This window comes from Snodgrassella alvi, assembly GCF_002777425.1.
Taxonomy (GTDB): domain Bacteria; phylum Pseudomonadota; class Gammaproteobacteria; order Burkholderiales; family Neisseriaceae; genus Snodgrassella; species Snodgrassella alvi_B.
The window spans coordinates 1-20,654 of sequence record NZ_MDVC01000107.1 but is presented as its reverse complement, the minus strand read 5'-3'; the positions used below and the strand labels follow the sequence as shown (position 1 = coordinate 20,654).

The following is a 20,654-nucleotide window of genomic DNA, read 5'->3' as shown; positions in this document are numbered from 1 at the left end:
ATAGCAGTAGCAATACCCATTCTGCTGTTGCAGCTACCGGTACGGATATTCAGATATCAGCCAGTAGCCGAAATTGCTAGCGCAGCCGCTTACCGGATACCCAGTCAATAATCTGGCTGGGCTGTTTGCGCCCGCCAGTGCGCCCACCTACAATCATCACCTGACGCCCAAACTGGCGTCTGACTTCCCGTTCTGTACCACAGGCTTTTTTTCCGGCTCGATTACATGAAGTAGACACCAGCGCCGTACCGACAGCGCGGCACAAAAAGCGCGCTGTTGCCAGATCAGGAATGCGTACCGCCAGCGTTTGCCGGCCTCGCCCGCGCAACACTGGCAACACCCGCTGCCGTACCGGTAACAGCAAGGTTTTAGGAGCCGGCCATTGCTGACTGACAGCCGCCACTTCGGTGGCAGACAATGGTGCCAGCAAAGATTGCAGTTGCGCAAAATCAGCAGCAATAACAATCAGGCCTTTATGTTGCGGCCGTTTCTTCAGCGCAATCAGCTTACGCAGCGCCGGCGCATAAGCGGGCAGACAACCAAGTCCATAACTGCCTTCCGTCGGATAAGCAATCAGGCCGCCACGATGCAGATGGGCGCGCAGACGATGTAAAAACCGGCCGGCCGGCCGGACAGGATGGCGCATAGATATTCAGAGAAATAAACCAAACTATTATAATAGCAGTGCAGAATCAACCAGACTACTCATGCCCCCAGATACTGCATTCAATCGCCAGAGGCTACCATGATTACTGATGAACAACTATTGCGTTACAGCCGTCATATTTTACTGGATAAACTGGATATTGCCGGACAGGAAGCCATTCTTGCCGCGCGGGCACTGGTGATTGGTGCCGGCGGCCTGGCACATCCGGCACTCACGTATCTGGTGTCCAGCGGAGTAGGGCACATCACCGTTGTGGATAACGACAGCATCGAAATCAGCAACTTACAACGCCAGTACTGGTTTAGTGATCGGGATATCGGTGAGGCAAAAGCCCGTGTATTGTGCCAGCTACTACAGGCACATCACCCGCAGGCTCAATTACAGCCGGTTGTGGCCAGAGCAGATGCCAGCCTGTTACAACAACTGGTGCAACATGCCGACATTATTCTGGATTGTACCGACAATTTTGCCAGCCGCCGGCTGATTAATCAGGCCTGCTTCAATGCGCGCAAACCACTGGTTTCAGCCTCAGCCTTAGTATTTGCCGGCCAATTGGCCGTATATGATTTCCGCAACGGCCACGGTCCCTGTTATCAGTGTCTGTTTGAAGAAGAAATGAATGATGAAGGCGCCAGTTGTGCCAAAAACGGCGTTTTTGCACCGTTACTGGGCATAATGGGCGCAGCACAGGCAAGTGAAGCATTGCAGGTAATCGCTGGCATTCATCCTCTCGGCTGCTGGTTACACTGTTTTGACGCTCATCGCTTTCAGTGGCAACGTTTGCAGCTAGCGGCCAATCCAGACTGCCCTGTATGTGGACAAACAGCCTTATCCACAAAATCCTGTGGATAAGGCTGTGTATATCTGTATTATTTCTGAAAATCAGACAGCTTGCGATCCTGTCCGGCTTTCCAGCCGGATACAGTAATCACCAGTGCGGCAAACAGCATTAACCATAATGCAGGAAACCATGAATGAATGATATCGTGCAAAGCACCCATTAATACCGGCCCCACCGACGCAAACAGATAACCACAGGTTTGTGCCATTCCGGATAACAGTACTCCCTCAGTAACACTACCGCTGCGCAGACTGAAAAACATCATACTCAGACAAAAAGCCCCACTGATTCCCAGCCCCAGCAGCAATACCGCTGGTAAATAGCAACTGCGCCACGGCGACATCAGCAATAATACCGACAATATCAACGCTACCCCGCACATTGCACCAATCCAGTGCTGCTGTTTTAATCTGGCAGCATAAATCGGTATCAGCAAATTAGTAGGTACCATCACCAGCTGCATCAATCCAAGCCAGCCACCGGCCTCAGTTGCAGACACACCGGCTTTGGCCACAATCTGCGGCAGCCAGCTAACCGTTGAATAAAACAGAAATGACTGAAACCCCATAAACAGGGTTACCTGCCAGGCCAGCGGATTACGCCACAGATGTACCGTTACCGGCCGCGAACGAACAGCAGCTCTGGGAATGGCATTGGCGGCCTTAAACGGCAGCCACCAGATAACCATTGCCACCAGTGCCGGCAGCACCCAGATTACCAGCGCACCGCGCCAGCCCCACAGATTATCGTGAGCCAGCGGCGCACTCAAAGCAGAGCCTGCCGCCCCGCCAACATTCATGGCCAGTGCATATAAGGCCGTAACCAGCCCCATTTTTAATGGAAAATACTGTTTTACCATGCTGGGAATCAGCACATTGCCCACCGCAATGGCACAGCTGAGCAAAGCCGTACCGGTGAGCAGCAGAAACAGCCCCCCGCCACAACGCAGCACCAGCCCCAGAGTTAAAACCCACAGAGCAAAAAATATCATTTGCTCCGCACCCAGCCGTGCTGCCATTCTGGGGATAAAAATAGAAAACAGACCAAATGTCAGCAACGGTACTGTAGTCAGCAGCCCGGCCAGCGTACTGCTAATCTGGAGCTGGAGCTGAATATTCTGCAACAAAGGCCCCACACCAGTCAGAGGCCCACGCAAAACCAAGGCCAGCGCCAGAATCGCCACAAAAAGACTTAGTAGATGCTGTGTTTTCGATACAGCCGAATCTGTTTTCATTACTTCACCAAATTACCGTTACCCTTAATCCTACAGATTAAGACTGAAGAAACCATTTAATTTTGCGGCCATCGCTGCAATAGGGCACGGCCGCATTCCAGACCCGCTGCATAACTATAACGCAAACGACCGGCATCGCGACACAGGCGTCCGGCCATTTTGCTATCATTTGGGGGATTAATTTCAATAATATAGCGACAGTTTTCAGGCTGCCGCATCCATGCCAGCGTAGCATTATAATGTTTTACCCGCTGACGTAACGCCTGTGCAAACCCACCGGCAGGTAAGTGCCGTGCCAGCAAAGCATCACTCAGACCACCATTCTTAATATAATCATACGTACGGGTGCGAATAACCACCACACGGCCGATATTCGGCTGCGACAGCGCCCACTGTACCGGCAGGGCATCTGCCACGCCGCCGTCATAATAACATTCACTACCGATTTGTACTGGCTTGCGGATAATAAAGGGAATTGAGCTGGAAGCACGCAACACGTCCAGAAAAGATTCGGGTTGGGCGACAGCATATTGTGGCAGACCACTAACTGCATTACTCAGCACAATCCGGAAATCACGCTGCTGTGCAAACATGCGCTCACAATCCAGCGGATTTTCCTGTTGTACAACCCGCCATAACCAGTCGATATCCATCAGGTCACCACCGCGGATAAAGCGTGACCAGCGAATAAATTCCGGCCGGCACGACTGATCCAGCAGAACAGCCAGATTGCGGCCTTCTTGTCCGGCCAGATAGCTGGCAATGGTACTGGCTCCGGAAGACACCCCAACCAGCAAAGTAAATGGATTAAATTCTGCCTGCAAAAAAGCATCAGTAACCCCGCTACTGAATGCAGCGCGCATCCCTCCGCCTTCCACAACCAGCGCAGTCTGCGTTCTGGCTGGTTCCTGCTCAGTATCAGGCATTATTTACCATTTCCATTCTTATGTAATATTAAATTAATATTATTAAATATATAATACTAGCTGAATTAAATCAATGAAGCTTCCAGCAGGCTGTTTCACATCAGCGCTCTGCTGCCTGCAAGCACCTGAGCCTGCCCGTTTACACATCTGCCAGTAAAACAATGAGCATACCATTTAAACATACTCCTCTGGCAGCATTATTCTGTCTATCCGGTGAGTAAGCATCCACAATAATGACAGCCTGCGCCATGTTAGCTGCATTTTTATACAGCCTCCGTAATACATCTAAAACTGTTTGCCATAAGTAGTAAAAAATAAAGACAATAGCTATTCATCTGTATGTCGTCACAAGCCTGTTGAGTGAAGAAAACCGGCACAGTTAACTGATAATTTCCAGCACCACAGTCAGAACAGCCGAGCATATCAAGTAAAAACCGGGCAAAGCATGTAAACAATTCTGCTGTTATCCGGCTAATAAGATTCTTATCTGGAATACTTCTAACAGACATCCCCCGCAACCGGCTAAAACAGCAGTCTAGCAGGTAAAAATCAGCCAAGCCGGTGGACTCTTATCTTCACTAGTCGCGGCAACCCAATATGCTCAAGCCATCGATTCAGCCAGGCTACTCAGGTGCAAATTAGCCAAAACAAATATTTCACACCAAAATCATTCGCACTTAGCGTATTGCCAAGGCCATAAAAAAACTTCCGGATTCAGAGAAATCCGGAAGTTACTTTAGCTAGGTAGCACAATGGTTTAGTTACTGCTCCATTTGAAGCCTACACCGCCATTAAAGCCAACCTCTTTGCCAGTGGTGGAAACACCTGCACCCCAGCCAATATTACCGCTATTGCTGATTGCCTTGTAATTGGCACCTACGGCAGTATAGCCACGGTAAGTACCAACACCAACACCAACAGCCTGTTCACCAGCATTCAGAGATGGCAGATAGGCACCGGATAATGCCATGGCCAGAGCAGTACCTGAATAAGCACGACGTTCCGTACGCTGTAAACGTTCATTTACTTTATTCACATACTTATTGATGTTATCAATCTTATTATTAACACCTTTAAGCTGAGCCACATTCACAGCATCCGTGTTTTCACTACCCGCAGCAACACCGGTTATCTGACGGTATTTTCCATTATCTTCATCACCCACAGATACCGCGCCCACGCCATCACTCTGCGTGGCTACGATCTCTCTTCTCTGCTGCTCGGTTGCCGTTCCCGGTATATATGCTTCTTTCTCTTTACTAGTCCTGCCCTTCACTTTTGAACCCGCTCCCAGAGCAACACCTCCGGTCTCCATTACCTTTGTTTCTCTGCCCAGCGCTACACCATCTATCGCCTGTGCACTGGCTGAAGCACCTATCGCAATGGCCGAATTACTAGCGGCAACCGCTCCACCACCTACTGCTATCGAATCATTACTCAGAGCCTTTGCATGGCCTCCTGTTGTATTCGGACCGAAGCGTGCATACATCGTACCATTATTCTGCATATTCTCCAGCACTTTAGACACATCATTTACTTTCTCTTTGCTACCATCCGGCTTAGTAATCTCATATTCATGCAGATCAAAACCACCACCAGAATTGGTCGAAGCACCCAGACCTGATGCTATGGAGGAAATCTGGTTGCTAAGTGCAGTCGACAGACTGTTCAGCGCCTCTTGTGAAATACCGCTGCCTATAGGCAAGTTATCTACTTTCTCAGACAGACTAGTCAGATCGTTTTTCACAGTCAACAACTGACCAAGATTGACTGCATCGGTAACATCACGAGCATCATGCACATTGGTAATCCGCCGTGATTTACCATCATAAGCTTGCAATGAACTATCCCACCTCAATGCATTTTCCTGTAGGCTAGAAATACTGCTACTAATCCCGCCTATTTGCAGCACATTGTTTATCGAAGACAAACTGCTTGACGTAGCGGTAGACAAACTGGCCAGATCACTTTTCACAGTAAACAACTGTCCGCCTGTTACTGCATCATGCGAATGCTCACTAATATCGCCATTGGCCACATTAACAATCTTGCCTGGTTCAGAAGCACGAGTGAGGCTGCCTGGTTTGCTGGCATCAAATGCGCCTTCACCTCCATTATACTCACTATTCCATCTCAGGTTGTTCAGGCTATCCTCTTTCAGTTTAGCCACACTGTCGTGCATTTCCAAATAACCGGTAGACAGACTGTCTATGCCGGTCTTGGTGTCGCTCACCAGATTGTTCAGTCTATCATTTGTTGTACTCAGGCTATCTGACAGACCTGAGTAGCCGCTAGACAGAGAGTTAGAGATGTTACTGATTTCAGTAGTCATTGCCGTTGAAACTATTGTCGACAAACTGCTCAGACCGGATGAAGTAGAGCTGGACAGACTTGAAAGCTGGCTGAAATTAACCGCATCGGTATCGTTCTGGCCGGCAGCCACATTGGTAATCCGCTGTGCCACAGCTTCACCATTAACCTTATAGCTGGCATCATAAGCTTTCAGTGAATCGTTCCACTGCATTGCATTCTGCTGTAATGCCGTCAGATTCTGATTAGTATTACCCAGACTGTCATTCAGACTGGTCGACAGACTGCTCAGACTAGATGAAGTCGCCGTTGACAGGCTGTGCATCTGCATACCGTTGATGGCATCAGTTGAAGTTTCACTGATTGCGCCATTGGCAATACCGGTTAGTTGCTGAGATTTGCCTCCACGGGTTGCATCAAAGGCACCCTCAGTACCACTGTTACTGTTCCATTGCAATGCATTGCCCTGCAATGCAACCACATTGCTCTCAACTGTGTTCAGCTTGTTAGTTACCTTACCCAGATCGCCCATCTGGGCATCGGTAAAGGTTTGCAGACTGGTCGACAGACTGCTCAAACCTGTTGAAGTAGAGCTGGACAGGCTAAAGAGCTGGCTGCCGTTAATGGCATCAGTAGAATCTTTAGCCACAGCACCAGCGCGGACATTGGTAATAAGCTGAGCGCTACCGCCATGGCCGGCATCATAGGCACCACTACCATTATTTAAATCTTTATTCCACAACAGTGCATTCTGCTGCAATGACTCAATATGGTCATTGGTATCTTTGAGAGAATTTGATGTTGATAAATTCAGATCAGCCAGCTTCCTATTAGTATCGTTCAATTCATCGGTCAAACCGGCCAGACTATTGTCGCTAATGTTCTGCAGTGAACTTGACAATGAATCGAGAGTAGTACTTACACTGCCAGACAAATGGCTAAGCTGGCTATTGGTGGTATACAACTGGCCGCCGGTAACTACATCACTGGATCCGGCTATTGCATTTCCATCCTGTACATTGGTAATGCGTTGAGCCTCCCCATTGTGGCTAGCATCATATGCACCCTTATCAGCATTTAGATCTTTATTCCATAACAGTGCATTCTGTTGCAGAGACGAAAGGCTGGAATTAGTTGCAGACAGGCTGTTATCAAAGATTGTAGACAGGCTGCCTACTGCGGTATCAGCAAAATTATTCAGAGCAGTGGATAGACTGCTAATACCAGTTGATGTTGATTGGGAAAGATTAAACAGCTCGGTATTAACTATGCTGGACAAACTGCTCAAGTTGCTATTGGTAGTAAACAGCTGGCCACCAGTAACTACATCACTTGAGGTTGATGATAAAGAGGCATCAGCTACATTGGTAATTTTTTCCCGTCCGCCTGCCACACCATGGCTGGCATCATAGGCTTTGCCATTCCATTGTAAAGCATCCTGCTGCAAGGCTGTAATATAGCCATTAGCAGCATCCACACTAGCAGATAAACTGTTGATCCCCTCTGCAGAAATTCCTTGTAGCGAAGAAGATAAACTATCCAGATGCTCTGCTGTCGCGGTGGAAAGAGTATACAGCTGATTACCCGTTGCAACATCTGTTGAATTGAGTGCAAGCTCTGTCTCCATTACATTGGTAATACGCTGATTTTCATTTTCATATTTGGCACTGTATGCCTTATCAGCACTACTCCATTGCAAAGCAGTTTTTTGCAGGGCTGCGATATCGCCTTTACTGCCATCCACAAGTGAAGACAGGCTGCTGATAATTGATTTGGAAGAGCTATCTAAAGCCGTGCTCAAACTACTCAAACCAGTTGAAGTTGATGTAGACAATGCGCTCACAGCAGTATTGGTCTCATGTAGCTGCGCACCAATAACCACATCAGAAGAACCTGTGTCTAATTCGCCGCGGGCAACACCGGTAATTTTCCGTCCACGAGCATCATATGCACCATGACCATCATTTATATCTTTATTCCATAACAGTGCCTGATCTTTTACTTCAGTTATTATATTTCTGGTATCAGTCAGCGCAGACGTTACTGTAGAAATGGCACTAGACAGCCTGCCTCTTGTAGCTGTAGAAAGACTGTGTAACTGGCCACCGTTAATCACCTCGGTTGAATCTTGAGCAACACTACCTGCTTCAACATTGGTAATTTTTTGTGGCGCATCATCATGGCTGGCATCATAGGCTTTGCCGTTCCATAACAAAGCATTACTTTTCAGGCTGTCAACATCCTTAACGACATTATCGGTCGCAGTAGACAGACTGCTAATATCTGTTGTATTTAAAGCGGTCATCTGCTCTTGCAGAGTCTGTAGTCCGGTAGAAACTTTGCTGTCTAAATCGGACAGTTTTACATTAGTTGTATATAGCTGGCCGCCATTCACAGCATCTGTGGATGTTTCTGAGTCAATATTCCCAGCAGCAACATTAATAATCTTTGCTGCTTTTTCTCCATGAACCGCATCATAAGCCTTTTCCTGTGCATTCCACTGTAATGCATTTTCTTGCAGATGCTGAATGCTGGCAGAAGTCGAATTCTTTAATCCTTCTAAAGCAGAATTAGTCTTCCCAATGTGTTCATCAATAGAAGCTGAAAGAGCAGTCAGCTTCTCACTAGTTGAAAGAATACTTGTAGAAGCAGAATTATCTAGCTCAGCTAATTTGTCCTTAACCGTACCTAAACTGGTTTCTGCGGAAGTAGACAGGGAAGCAATGCTCGTTGATGTGGAATCATGCAAACTTTTTAGCTGCGCCACGTTTACAGCATCAGTATCCTGCGTACCTGCTGCCAGCCCGGTAATCTGCCGGGTGTGACCATTAGCAGCATTGCCAATAGCCACTGCACTGGCTGTGCTTTTCCAGACAGGTGATTCTGCTGTTTCGGCACTGGCGCCAGGATTAAATCCGGCCTTACCTTTCTCAGTAGAAACCACAGAACCGCTGCCCAGAGCGACACCGTCATCAAATTCGACCCTTGCACCTTCACCTAATGCCACACCATTGGTTCCGAGAACCTTAGTATTGTTACCCAATGCCAGAGCATTGGCAGCACGCACCTCAGCGCTATTACCCACTATCATGGCACCACTAGCTTTGGCAGAAACGGTATTGTGGTTACCCAAAATTCTGATATCCTTGGTTTTTTCTATGGCTGTTGAATCAGTTCCTATGGTATTGTAATTACCAAATACGCCAGTATTATTAGCAGCGATGGTGCCGTTCTGATTACCGAAAGAATAGCTTCCGTCACCTGTTACTGTTGTTGCACCGGTAGCAAAAGTAGCCTGAGCTCCATTCTCAGTATTATACCTAGTAGTTTCAGCAGAACCGCCAATAGCACCAGATGCCTTGCCGCTAACCTGATTGGCCGAACCAATACTGATACTCTGCTCGCCCGTTGCCTGCGCAGCATTACCGATAGCCACAGCTGAATGATTTTCGGCTCGTGCCTGCACACCCAGTGCGACAGTACCATCTGCCTTGGCCTGAGACAGCAGGCCGGCTGCCACACTGCCCACCCCATTAGACGAAGCTACCGAACCCAAAGCCACACTGGAAACACCAGTAGCCTCAGCACCAACACCGAAAGCAATCGAAGCACGTCCAGAAGCCAAGGCCGCTGTTCCGATAGCCATCGCGCCACCAGCCAGTGCTGTAGCATTGGTGCCGAAAGCCATTGAATAGTTACCGGTCGTAAAAGAACCACAACCAGAGGCAAAAGAATATACGCCATAAGCCACAGGCATTTTACTTACAGCTCCGCCAGTAAGTTCTCCCTGCATGGCTGCATTACCAGCATTTGTCGCGTCAGTCGTTGTGCCATAGGGATTTTTGCCATTGAAAGCTTGGTTATTAGCAAACCGTTCATATTCCTGTAGTGCAGTTAACGATGAACCGGAAATATTGCGTCCGGTAACACCTCTGCCCTGAACTTCATCTGCACCACAGGTATAAGGAATACTTTTACCATCTGCTGCAAGATCGTTTGCCCCATTAAGAATAATGGAACCATGACTTACCAGCATATTCCCCTGCTTGTCTTTATAGTTGTTTTGAAATTTGGTACTATCACCCAGATTACTACCGCCAATAATTGCTGCATTGGAAGCATATACAGGTGATGACAGTAACGACATATTCAGAAATGAAGCTATAAGACCTAGTTTAAAAATTGTACCCAGTCTGGATTTGCTGTTTGCTGAACCAGCAGCGGGCAAAGAGGAAACGGTATCAGACTTGGTTCTGCTTTTCGCTAGTTCGGAAGCTGCTACCCACGTTTGGGTTGTTTCATTCCATATAGCACGATATATTTTATTCAATTGGTTTACTCCTGATTAGAAATCATGCTGTCAAACAAAAATCTCGATAACTATATAAAGATATAGTTAAATGTTAAATTATTTTAATTTAAATCTTTAGGTAATATAACATAAATATTTGTTTGGATGTATTAAATAAAACCAACGAATAATTATTATGGTTAACACCCAGCCTTTTTATACAATAACAAACATTTGAAATATATATATTTTTTAATATTTGTTTTTTCTGGTTTATGTATATCTATGTTTATTAACTACATTGTTTAGATATTATTATTGTCTTATTAACGCCACAATTGCCCGATTAACGAATGTTTATGCTGATAAAAGAAATATTCACAGGTTGACACATATATTTAAACCGTAGCAGGAAATCACTTATTGTTCCGCATGATAACAAAGTTTAATAATACAAATGAATATTCAAATATTATTTAAAACCGCCAATATGGTGTCAGCTATGTTTAGAAAATAGCTTTAAATGAACATTATATTGTCTATTCTGATTATAGCTGAGCAATAATACAATTTGCCACAGTATAAAAAGTAGCTGATTTGCACCCAATCCAGCTATTTTTAGTCAGTCAGCCAAGTACTGTAAACCGAATGCCTATCTGTCTGTGTTGAAGCATATAAAAAATTGCGCTGGTTAATCCAGATCAGAATAATTATTAATTCGTTCAGACAGGCATAAATTCTGCTCTGATCAATATGCAAATATATTGCAGCATGAACATACAGTCAAAACAGATAGCATACGGATCAGACTTGTCGGTAAATCAATAAATTTCCGGCCAGCTTAATAACAGGTACAGCACATACCATTACTGCGCCATCTGCTTTTCAACATCAATGAGCGCACGGCGGGATAGAGCCAGATTGGCTCTGCTGCTGTCAAGTACAGAATACAAAAACAGGCTGCCAAGCTTTTTCAGCGGCCGGATCAGATGATATTGATGACCAAGGGTAATCAGTATATCTTCAATTTCATCATTCAGCTCCAGCATCTGCATGGTTTTGATTTTTGAGCGGATAACTTCGGTACTGCTGGCAGCGGCAATTTCCAGATCTATTTTATTAATAGCACTACCAGCCATCAGCATACCATTATCATAATCAACCACTGCAGCTGCCAGCGCACCTTCTACGTTAAGTAATTGTGCTACAACAGCCTGATAGTTCATTTTCTTATCCCAGAATAGTGAATATAAAGCCAGATAATATTTGTCCGACCATGCTATTTTTGACGGCGCTGGGCATTATAGCATATTCTGCACCCGAATAATGTAAGTTAGTCCTCAGGCAACCTGAGGCAGATGATGAAAGGCAGCGGGCAATTGCCGGTTGTGTGGAAAAGTTACCCATTCATATGTTTCTGGCTGAACCAGTAACTTACGTAGTAGTGCATTATTTATTGCATGGCCGGATTTATAGCCTTCAAAAGCACCGATAACCGGATGGCCAAGTGTATAAAGATCACCAATGGCGTCCAGAATTTTATGACGCACAAATTCATCTGAGTAACGTAAACCCTCCGAATTTAGAACATCCATATCGTCAATTACAATAGCATTACTCAGATTTCCCCCCAATCCCAGATTATGGCTGCGCATCAGCTCCACTTCCTGCATAAAACCGAAAGTTCGCGCCCGCGATATTTCATCCACATAAGACTGGCCAGCAAAATCAATCTGAAAAGTCTGGTTACTGCGATTAAAAACCGGGTGATCAAAAGCTATGGTTAAAGTAACCCGAAAGCCCTCATACGGCGTAAATTTTACCCATTTATCTCCTTCAGCAACCATCACCGGCTGTTTTATCCGTAAAAAACGTTTTTCAGCAGGCTGATCGATAACACCGGCATCCTGTAACAGATAAATAAAAGGCAGGCTGGAACCATCCATGATGGGAATTTCCGGTGCATTCAGTTCTACAAGAATATTATCAATACCATAGGCTGCAAATGCCGACATAATATGTTCTATGGTACCGACACGAATACCATCTGTCGTGACTACTGTGGAAGACAGACGGGTATCGTTAATCAGTTCAGGCGTCAGCTGCACAATCCTGTTCTGTTCTCCTGACAGATCAGTACGCCGAAAACGAATACCACTATCCGATGCAGCCGGATGCAGTCCGAGCCTCACCCGTTCTCCGGAATGCAAACCCACCCCGGTAACGCTGATGCTTTTTGCTAATGTACGCTGCAACATATTCTGCTTCCTGCTTAATCTGATTGCACTATGGTAGCGAATTTCGCCAGTGGACGTAATGAATTTTGTCAAAAAGTGGATAAATTATCGCTATTAGCCTTCATTATTGCCCGTTATTCACAATCAGCAAAATTTTTATTAAAGTTATCCACATAATTCACAATCCATACCCAGAAAAAAACCTGGACTTATTAAGATTCAAACATATGATTTATATTAATATTTAAAGTTTTCCACAGGATGTATGACTTCATCTTTGTCCCCATCCTTTTATTATTTATACTTCTATTTGAATAACAATTTAACACTACACATGCTTTCTTAATCCGACCACCTCAACCATATTATTTTTAATCTGAAATAAAACATCCCAATCAAACAAATGCATGACAAAAATCTTGTCTGCATGTTGTTGATGTACTGGTCGTGGATCCTGAGCCAGACTCTGGTTAACTAGTTGATAATAATTTGAATCTAAAGAAAATAATGCCAGTTGCTCTAAAGCTGGCTGTGACCAGTACACATTCAGTAACTCACGCTCATGCGCAAAACTACAATTCGCATCAGGTTTGGCTTCAACAAAAGGAATATAGGGTTTGATATCAACAACCGGAGTTTGATCCAGAAAATCCACCCCACTTACATGCAAACGAATCTGCTTACCATATTCAATCTGTTCCAGCTTCACCAGTGAAAGCCCAAGATGATTTGGCCGATGTGGACTACGGGTAGCAAAAACCCCTTTTTTTTCTTTACCTCCCAATTTTGGCGGCCTAATCAAAGGTTGCCAGCCATCTTTAACTGTGGCATGAAAAACAAACTGTACCCAGATATAGTCGTAATCACTTAATCCACGCACACAATCAGCGGTGAATTCAGTTGATAAATCTATATAAGCATGTGCCGCAGGTACCAGACCGGGCTGTCGGGCCACGCCAAATTTTTGTTTATAGGGAGAATATATATAGCCAATTGGCTGGATCATCCAATGCTCACTTGAGGCTGCGAAAGAATGAGACATAAAACTGAACATATAATTATTTATCTGAATAGCAACTATTATAGGGTAACAAGTGTATATGTATGTATATAAGTTGTGGATAAAATATTCAGTTTATTGTTTAGTATTGTATTTAATTTTTAGCCGCCATTTTTCACAGCTTATGGCTGATTATCTGGTAACTTTACTCTTAATGCCTCGTATTAAATTAAAATAAATTATTTTTTAGTATTTTGATAAATATTAATTTTTTATTTATCTGTTCTGCTTATATTGTGTCAATTTCTGAGCGAAAATTAAGAAACTGGCTACTTGACACAGTGAATCCATTCAGTAGCTACTGTTTACTACTTTAACAATGCGTCTTTATTCAATATGGCTGTTGTCGAGATAGCAAAACAGGCTGAACCAACATCCATAAATGCACTGATTGTGGATAATTGGCACTGCTGGCACATAGGTATTACAATAATGGCTATTGTTGTGTGGATACTGCTTCTGCATGATGGTAACTGTGAATAACTTAAAGTACGAAACCTGAATATTGTGTTTGGTTAAGTATCATCCACTGCTTGTGGATAAGTCTGATAGAGTAGGGCAGGGCTTAAATTTTTGATTTATATTTATATTATTGCTCTACCTGACGGTGCCATACTTCAGTAGGAATCTGCCTTATTTCAGCTGCTAAAAATAAGACTGTACAAAATGCACAATCAATCCTGAACTAACCATTAATCAGCCAGACAGATTTAGCTGGCAGAAAATATTTGTTATCTCTATTGACTGGACTATTGCTCAACTGTGGATATTGTTAGGTGAGGAATAGTAAGAATAATATCGGTACCAGTCTGTTAAATATTATCCACAGGCTGATCATGTCAGCAGAATGATATTATTGGCTGATTTTCGGCAGTTTAATTGTTCTTATGTTACTATGTCAGGTTAGTTAAGAATTATAGTAACAGTTGAATCATATTAATTGGCTGATTTTCTGTATTAGGATGGTTCGGATGAAAGTATTGGTAGCGGTAAAACGTGTTGTTGATTACAACGTTAAAGTACGCGTAAAAGCAGATGAATCAGATGTGGATATTGGCAATGTAAAAATGTCGATGAATCCGTTTGATGAAATAGCAGTGGAAGAGGCTGTACGTTTAAAAGAGGCGGGCAAGGCTACTGAAGTGGTTGTGGTATCGCTCGGGGTGAAACAATGTGAAGAAACCCTGCGAACCGCTCTGGCCATGGGCGCTGATCGTGCTATTCATGTGGAAACGGATGAAGCACTTCAACCACTGGCTGTGGCCAAACTGCTAAAAGCCGTGGCCGATCTGGAGCAGCCACAGTTATTATTGCTGGGCAAACAGGCAATTGATGATGATGCCAATCAGACAGCACAAATGCTTTCAGCCCTGATGCAGCTTGCTCAGGGTACTTTTGCCAGCAAGATAGAACTGGCTAACGATGAAGTACTGATTACCCGTGAAATAGATGGCGGGCAGGAACGGTTGGCGCTGACCTTACCTGCGGTGATTAGTGTTGACCTGCGTTTGAATGAACCACGCTATATCAAGCTGCCCAATATCATGCAGGCAAAAAAGAAATCGCTGGAGAAAAAAACAGTAGCTGAGCTAGGGGTGGATATCAGCCCGCGGCTGGTGCAGCTGAAAGTGACAGAACCTCAAGCCCGTGCGGCTGGTATTGTGGTACAAAATGTAGCCGAACTGGTGGACAAATTGCATAACGAAGCTAAAGTCTTTTAAGGAGATACTGATGTCTGTACTGATTATTGCTGAACAGCAGCAATCCTGTCTGGATGAGGCTACTTTGTCTGCGGTATCCGCTGGCCGGCAACTGGGTGAAGTAGATATACTGATAGCAGGGCATAATGTAGCGGATATTGCTGTGCAGGCACAGCAAATTAGTGGTGTACGTAAAGTTTTGCTGGCGGATGCGTCTGTATATGCTCACGTGTTGGCCGAAACATTGGCGCCACTGGTGGTGCAACTGGCTGATTCATATAGTCATATTGTTGCTGCCGCTACCAGTTTTGGTAAAAATCTGCTGCCGCGCGTAGCTGCTTTACTTGATTGTGCACCGGTTTCCGATGTTACTGCGATTATTGATACGCAAACCTTTGTTCGTCCGATTTATGCCGGAAATGCTTTACAGACTGTGCGTTGTGAACAGGCAAAACAGCTACTTACCATTCGTACAACCGCTTTTGCGCTGGCTGAAATAACTGGTGGAGAGGCAGTAATTGAAAATATTGCTGCTGTAGCAGCGCCGCAGCTGAGTCGTTTTATTGAGCGTAGTCTGACCAAATCTGAGCATCCGGAATTAACCACTGCTAAAATTGTGGTTAGCGGTGGGCGAGGATTAGGCAGTGCGGAAAATTTTGCTGCGCTGCTGAATCCGCTGGCTGATACTCTGAATGCAGCCATTGGTGCTTCACGTGCAGCTGTAGATGCAGACTATGCCCCGAATGATTATCAGGTGGGGCAAACGGGTAAGATAGTGGCACCGGATTTATATATTGCCATAGGTGTTTCCGGAGCCATTCAGCATCTGGCCGGAATGAAAGACAGTAAGGTAATTGTGGCGATTAACAAAGATGCAGAAGCACCTATTTTTAAAGTGGCAGATTATGGTCTGGTTGCTGATCTGAATACCGCTGTTCCTGAACTGATCCAGCAGATAAAGGCAATCATACATTGAATTGATGATTACGGATTTGGCAATGTTTCACGTGAAACATTGCTGTATGTAGTGAATCCGGCAAACTGATTAGCAGTAGTCCTATTTGGTAGGAGAAATATTTTTATTGCTCCTTGTTACTGGTAAATTGCCTGAAAAAGGGAGCATTATTCAGGCAGTTTTCATAATGCTGTTCATAAAATTTTCTATCTGGCTTATAACAAAATGAACTGTTTACATGATAATCAGAGTTATGCCTTTGCCTCAGATAATTATGCAGGTGTCCATCCAAAAATTTTACAGGCATTGACGCTGGCTAATGGCGGTCATCAGCCAGCATATGGTGCAGATGTTTACACTATTGCCTTGCAACAGAAAATAAAACAGTTATTTGGTGAGCAGGCTGAGGCTTTTCCGGTTTTCAATGGTACAGGTGCAAACATAACCGCTCTACAGGCATTATTACCCCGCTGGGGTGCCGTAATCTGTGCCGATAGTGCGCATATTCAGTGTGATGAGGGTGTTGCACCTGAACATATGGCTGGCGTGAAGCTATTAACCGTTGCCACCACCGATGGTAAATTAACACCACAGTTGGTGGCAAAACAGGCATGGGGTTTCGGAATGGAACACCGCGCCCAGCCGGCCGTGGTTTATATCAGCCAGACAACTGAACTGGGCACCTGTTACAGTGTAGCTGAAATCCGCGCTCTGGCTGATTACTGTCATCAGCATAATATGAAGCTGTACGTGGATGGTGCTCGTCTGGCAAATGCGCTGGTTGCAGAAAATACCGATGTCAGAACCATGATTACTGATACCGGAGTAGATATGCTGAATCTGGGTGGTACTAAAAATGGCATGTTACAGGGCGAGTGTATTATCAGTATGCGCGCTGATACTCATGCTGCCATGCCATATTTGCGTAAAATCAATGCTCAGCTTGGGGCAAAAATGCGTTTTGTTTCTGCCCAGTTTCTGGCTTGGCTGGAAGATGATTTGTGGCTGAATTTAGCTGCCAACAGTAACCTGATGGCGACACGTCTGGCCAACTCTCTGGCTGGGATTGAGCATGTTACTCTTACTCAGAAAACGCAGGCCAATGCCGTATTTGCTGTTTTGCCAGTTGTTGCCCGCACCCGGTTACACCAGCAATTTCATTTTTATGACTGGGATGAAAGCAGGGGAGAAGTGCGCTGGATGACCAGCTTTGATACCACTGCCGGGCAGGTTGATGCTTTTGTGGCTGCCATCAGGCAGGCTGTAGCAAAAGCATGAGCACAGTTTTTCAATATACAACGCTGGCAACACCGGCACAGGCTGAATTCAAGGATAAAGGCAGCCGTTTTCTTGCTTTTGCCTGGCCGGTGCACAGTGAAGCTGAAATTCGTGGGTATGTGCAAACATTGCGTGAACAGCATCATAAGGCACGTCACTGCTGTTATGCCTGGCGTCTGGGCGTGGATGGCAATCGTTATCGTGCCAATGATGATGGTGAACCGGCCGGTAGCGCCGGCAGGCCAATTCTTGGGCAGATTGATTCTGCGGCCATTACTGATGTTCTCGTGGTAGTAATACGTTATTTTGGTGGTACTTTACTTGGCGTGCCGGGGTTGATTCATGCCTATAAAACCGCAACTGCTGCTGCGATAGCTAGTGCTGAAAAGATCCGTTTGGATGTATGCCAGCAACTACGACTTTACTGTGATTATGCACATCTAAGTGAAGCATTACGCTGGTGTAAGCAGCAACAGGCACAAGTATTGCAGCAGGATTTACAGCAGCAGTGCTGCCTGCTTGTACGCATACCACTTGCACAACTGGAAGGCGGTCTGGCCGTTTTACGTCAGCAGCGGGCAATTGATGTTAAACTTGACAACTGAATAACACGGATTATTGCTTAAAGATACAGAAAATGGTTTACTGACAATCTGAAAATCATTTTCTGGAGAAGGGGATTTATGAAATTACTGGTTATAGGTGGTGGCGGGCGTGAACATGCTCTGGCCTGGCGTCTGGCGCAGTCGCCCAAAGTGAGCACAGTATATGTGGCTCCGGGGAATGCCGGTACCGCGACAGAACCAAAACTGCACAATATTGCCATAAGTGATCATCAGCAATTGATTGCATTTTGTCGTGAGCAGCAGATTACATTTACCGTTGTTGGTCCGGAAGCACCACTGGCTGCCGGTATTGTGGATGATTTTACGGCTGCCGGTCTGGCTATTTTTGGCCCGAGCCAGTATTGTGCCCAGCTGGAAAGTTCCAAGGATTTTGCCAAAGCATTTATGGCCAGTGAGGGTATACCTACAGCAGCCTATCAGACTTTCACAGACGCTGAAGCTGCACATCAGTATGTCAGTGAAAAGGGCGCGCCGATTGTGATTAAAGCAGATGGCCTGGCTGCCGGCAAAGGCGTAATTGTTGCCATGACACTGGCTGAAGCTCATCAGGCGATAGACGATATGCTGCTGTCCAGTAGCATGGGTGCTGCCGGAGCCAGAATCGTTATTGAGGAATTTTTGCAGGGAGAAGAAGCCAGTTTTATTGTTATGGTAGATGGCGAACATGTTTTGCCCATGGCCACCAGTCAGGATCACAAGCGTTTACTCGATCACGACAAAGGGCCTAATACTGGTGGAATGGGGGCTTATTCTCCTGCACCGGTGGTTACCGCGGCTGTGCATCAGCGGGTAATGGATGAAATCATCCTGCCTGTGGTAAAAGCCATGCAGGCAGCAGGCCATCCTTATCGCGGCTTTCTGTATGCAGGCCTGATGATTGATGCAACAGGAGCCCCATACACGATTGAGTTTAATTGCCGTTTTGGTGATCCGGAAACCCAGCCGATTATGTGCCGATTACAAAGTGATCTGGTAGAGCTGATACAGGCCGCTCTGGCTGGAGAGCTTAACACCGTAACCGCAAGCTGGAGCAGTCAGGCTGCTGTTGGTGTGGTACTGGCTGCTGCCGGTTATCCACAGGCTCCCCGTAAAGGTGATGTGATTTCCGGTGTTATAGCTGCCAATAAAACCGGTAAAGTATTCCATGCCGGTACGGCACTCAATTCCCGTCATGAACTGATTACCAACGGTGGTCGGGTGTTGTGTGTAGTAGCTCTGGGAGCAGATGTGAATGCTGCCCGGAAACAGGCTTATGCTGCTCTGGCGCCAATACATTTTGAAGGGATGCAATACCGGCATGATATCGGAGCAAAAGCACGGAGCTCTGTGGATAACTGAACTGGTTTTATACAGGCGCGGCTATCATCTATCTGCCGGCAGCTATTTGACAACAGGAATTTATTTTGTCTGATATCAGAAATCTATTCAGCACGCTGTATGGATTTCGGGGCTATCTGAACAGGTATTATCAGTAATGGCTGCGGTTCAGTTATCACGTCTAAACCTTTTGCTGTTATCGCTTCAATCCTTTAATAAGCCAGGCTGTGGATAATATTTTACGTAGCAATCATTTTGGCTTAGCTGTTGATAAGTATAAAAGCAAGGCAATATACTTGTATTTGCTACAGATAGTGCTTATGTGGCCAGTTGTTGGGGTAAAAAATCTGTACAATATGCAGCTATCTGCCTTTCTCTGATAAAGTGCTGATGTATAATTACTTATATGGCTTGTTTAGCTCTGCTTCCTTATGCTGTTCCTTTTGCCTATTTGTCTGTTCAAAATAATCTCTATTCAGGTAAAAGCTTTCCTACCTCTAAAAATTTGGAAAAAGTTTCGACTATCTGACCTCAGCATGTAAACATTATTTCAGTACAGGCAAAACAAGTTGCAGATAGAATGGATAGTAATTTAAATTGTTGGTATTTCATTACTGTATTAGGTTATCGCTGCAGCGGTAATTGTGGATAATTAATTTTTTATTCAGTCTTTGTAAGCGCATTCCACTATATCCTATGGCCGTTAGCTAGTCATACGGTTATAATCATCACTTTCTGATACTGCCGTGCCAATGCTATTAACAGCTATAGGATGAATTTTCTGTGCGGATATGATGTAGTGGTAGCATAACTGCTTCCCAAGCAGTTCGGGTGGGTTCGAATCCCGTTATCCGCTCCAGCCTATTTAAAACGGTTTTCTGGCTAAACCAATGGTTGTGAATAATTTCTAGCAAAATATCTTAATAAGTCTTACTGGTATATATACAGTTTTAGTATGATATTCCTGTGGATAAGGTTTGTGCCCGTTTAAAGATAAAATCGTTGGCCTGTTTATACACAGGTTAATTAACTGGTTGCGCAGAATAGGCCTCTTTAGCAGAAAAAGTTTGGATTTAGAAATAATTAACTAGCTTTGGCTGATATTATGTATTATTCTGAATCAAAAATAATATCCACAGATTTATTCACAAGTATGAACTTAGGTAATTTAATTGTAAATCTGCCCTGATTTAATATATCTATATAAATTTT

The 20,654-nt window shown here is 45.0% G+C and carries 13 protein-coding genes and 1 tRNA gene; 7 read left to right on the top strand and 7 right to left on the bottom strand.

All coding sequences use genetic code 11. The features are described 5' to 3' along the window. Positions 1–76: 76 nt before the first annotated feature. Positions 77–646, bottom strand: coding sequence for an L-threonylcarbamoyladenylate synthase (locus BGI33_RS10265; RefSeq protein WP_100091086.1), 570 nt, complete (start codon positions 644–646; stop codon positions 77–79). Positions 647–745: 99 nt separating this feature from the next. On the opposite strand from BGI33_RS10265, the gene BGI33_RS10260 reads away from it, so the two are divergent. Further along, complete coding sequence (locus BGI33_RS10260; RefSeq protein ID WP_218965190.1) at positions 746–1,519, top strand: HesA/MoeB/ThiF family protein; 774 nt, start codon at positions 746–748, stop codon at positions 1,517–1,519. 17 nt (positions 1,520–1,536) lie between these two features. On the opposite strand, the gene BGI33_RS10255 is transcribed toward BGI33_RS10260, so the two are convergent. The 6 genes from BGI33_RS10255 to tsaA form a co-directional block, all read right to left on the bottom strand. Further along, positions 1,537–2,742: a CynX/NimT family MFS transporter gene (locus tag BGI33_RS10255; protein WP_100091085.1), complete on the bottom strand. Its 1,206-nt coding sequence runs from the start codon at positions 2,740–2,742 to the stop codon at positions 1,537–1,539. 56 nt (positions 2,743–2,798) lie between these two features. Continuing rightward, complete coding sequence (locus BGI33_RS10250; protein WP_100091084.1) at positions 2,799–3,668, bottom strand: patatin-like phospholipase family protein; 870 nt, start codon at positions 3,666–3,668, stop codon at positions 2,799–2,801. Between the two features lie 757 nt (positions 3,669–4,425). Next, complete coding sequence (locus BGI33_RS10245) at positions 4,426–10,308, bottom strand: ESPR-type extended signal peptide-containing protein (RefSeq protein ID WP_100091083.1); 5,883 nt, start codon at positions 10,306–10,308, stop codon at positions 4,426–4,428. An 827-nt stretch (positions 10,309–11,135) separates the two neighbouring features. After that, on the bottom strand, positions 11,136–11,495 hold the full coding sequence (locus BGI33_RS10240; RefSeq protein WP_093093779.1) for a hypothetical protein: 360 nt from the start codon (positions 11,493–11,495) through the stop codon (positions 11,136–11,138). Positions 11,496–11,609: 114 nt separating this feature from the next. Next, positions 11,610–12,527, bottom strand: coding sequence for a UDP-3-O-acyl-N-acetylglucosamine deacetylase (gene lpxC / locus BGI33_RS10235; protein WP_100091082.1), 918 nt, complete (start codon positions 12,525–12,527; stop codon positions 11,610–11,612). A 307-nt stretch (positions 12,528–12,834) separates the two neighbouring features. After that, complete coding sequence (tsaA, locus tag BGI33_RS10230; protein WP_100091250.1) at positions 12,835–13,548, bottom strand: tRNA (N6-threonylcarbamoyladenosine(37)-N6)-methyltransferase TrmO; 714 nt, start codon at positions 13,546–13,548, stop codon at positions 12,835–12,837. Positions 13,549–14,537: 989 nt separating this feature from the next. Here tsaA and BGI33_RS10225 point away from each other — a divergent pair. The 6 genes from BGI33_RS10225 (at position 14,538) to BGI33_RS10200 (ending at position 20,301) form a co-directional block, all read left to right on the top strand. Next, on the top strand, positions 14,538–15,287 hold the full coding sequence (locus tag BGI33_RS10225; protein ID WP_100091081.1) for an electron transfer flavoprotein subunit beta/FixA family protein: 750 nt from the start codon (positions 14,538–14,540) through the stop codon (positions 15,285–15,287). A 10-nt stretch (positions 15,288–15,297) separates the two neighbouring features. After that, positions 15,298–16,242: an electron transfer flavoprotein subunit alpha/FixB family protein gene (locus tag BGI33_RS10220; RefSeq protein WP_100091080.1), complete on the top strand. Its 945-nt coding sequence runs from the start codon at positions 15,298–15,300 to the stop codon at positions 16,240–16,242. A gap of 204 nt (positions 16,243–16,446) precedes the next feature. After that, positions 16,447–17,499 (top strand): threonine aldolase family protein, encoded by a 1,053-nt coding sequence (locus BGI33_RS10215; protein WP_100091079.1) that lies wholly within the window; start codon positions 16,447–16,449, stop codon positions 17,497–17,499. After that, positions 17,496–18,104, top strand: coding sequence for an IMPACT family protein (locus BGI33_RS10210; protein WP_100091078.1), 609 nt, complete (start codon positions 17,496–17,498; stop codon positions 18,102–18,104). Before BGI33_RS10215 ends, BGI33_RS10210 begins: the two co-directional genes overlap by 4 nt. A 78-nt stretch (positions 18,105–18,182) precedes the next feature. Then, on the top strand, positions 18,183–19,463 hold the full coding sequence (purD, locus tag BGI33_RS10205; RefSeq protein WP_100091077.1) for a phosphoribosylamine--glycine ligase: 1,281 nt from the start codon (positions 18,183–18,185) through the stop codon (positions 19,461–19,463). A 764-nt stretch (positions 19,464–20,227) separates the two neighbouring features. Beyond that, a tRNA-Gly gene (locus BGI33_RS10200) sits at positions 20,228–20,301 on the top strand. Positions 20,302–20,654: the final 353 nt, after the last annotated feature.

What these genes read in the sequence shown, in the direction of transcription:
- BGI33_RS10265 (WP_100091086.1), bottom strand. Translation starts at nt 646, where the DNA reads ATGCGCCATCCTGTCCGGCCGGCCGGCCGGTTTTTACATCGTCTGCGC.
- BGI33_RS10260 (WP_218965190.1), top strand. Translation starts at nt 746, where the DNA reads ATGATTACTGATGAACAACTATTGCGTTACAGCCGTCATATTTTACTG.
- BGI33_RS10255 (WP_100091085.1), bottom strand. Translation starts at nt 2,742, where the DNA reads ATGAAAACAGATTCGGCTGTATCGAAAACACAGCATCTACTAAGTCTT.
- BGI33_RS10250 (WP_100091084.1), bottom strand. Translation starts at nt 3,668, where the DNA reads ATGCCTGATACTGAGCAGGAACCAGCCAGAACGCAGACTGCGCTGGTT.
- BGI33_RS10240 (WP_093093779.1), bottom strand. Translation starts at nt 11,495, where the DNA reads ATGAACTATCAGGCTGTTGTAGCACAATTACTTAACGTAGAAGGTGCG.
- lpxC (WP_100091082.1), bottom strand. Translation starts at nt 12,527, where the DNA reads ATGTTGCAGCGTACATTAGCAAAAAGCATCAGCGTTACCGGGGTGGGT.
- tsaA (WP_100091250.1), bottom strand. Translation starts at nt 13,548, where the DNA reads ATGTCTCATTCTTTCGCAGCCTCAAGTGAGCATTGGATGATCCAGCCA.
- BGI33_RS10225 (WP_100091081.1), top strand. Translation starts at nt 14,538, where the DNA reads ATGAAAGTATTGGTAGCGGTAAAACGTGTTGTTGATTACAACGTTAAA.
- BGI33_RS10220 (WP_100091080.1), top strand. Translation starts at nt 15,298, where the DNA reads ATGTCTGTACTGATTATTGCTGAACAGCAGCAATCCTGTCTGGATGAG.
- BGI33_RS10215 (WP_100091079.1), top strand. Translation starts at nt 16,447, where the DNA reads ATGAACTGTTTACATGATAATCAGAGTTATGCCTTTGCCTCAGATAAT.
- BGI33_RS10210 (WP_100091078.1), top strand. Translation starts at nt 17,496, where the DNA reads ATGAGCACAGTTTTTCAATATACAACGCTGGCAACACCGGCACAGGCT.
- purD (WP_100091077.1), top strand. Translation starts at nt 18,183, where the DNA reads ATGAAATTACTGGTTATAGGTGGTGGCGGGCGTGAACATGCTCTGGCC.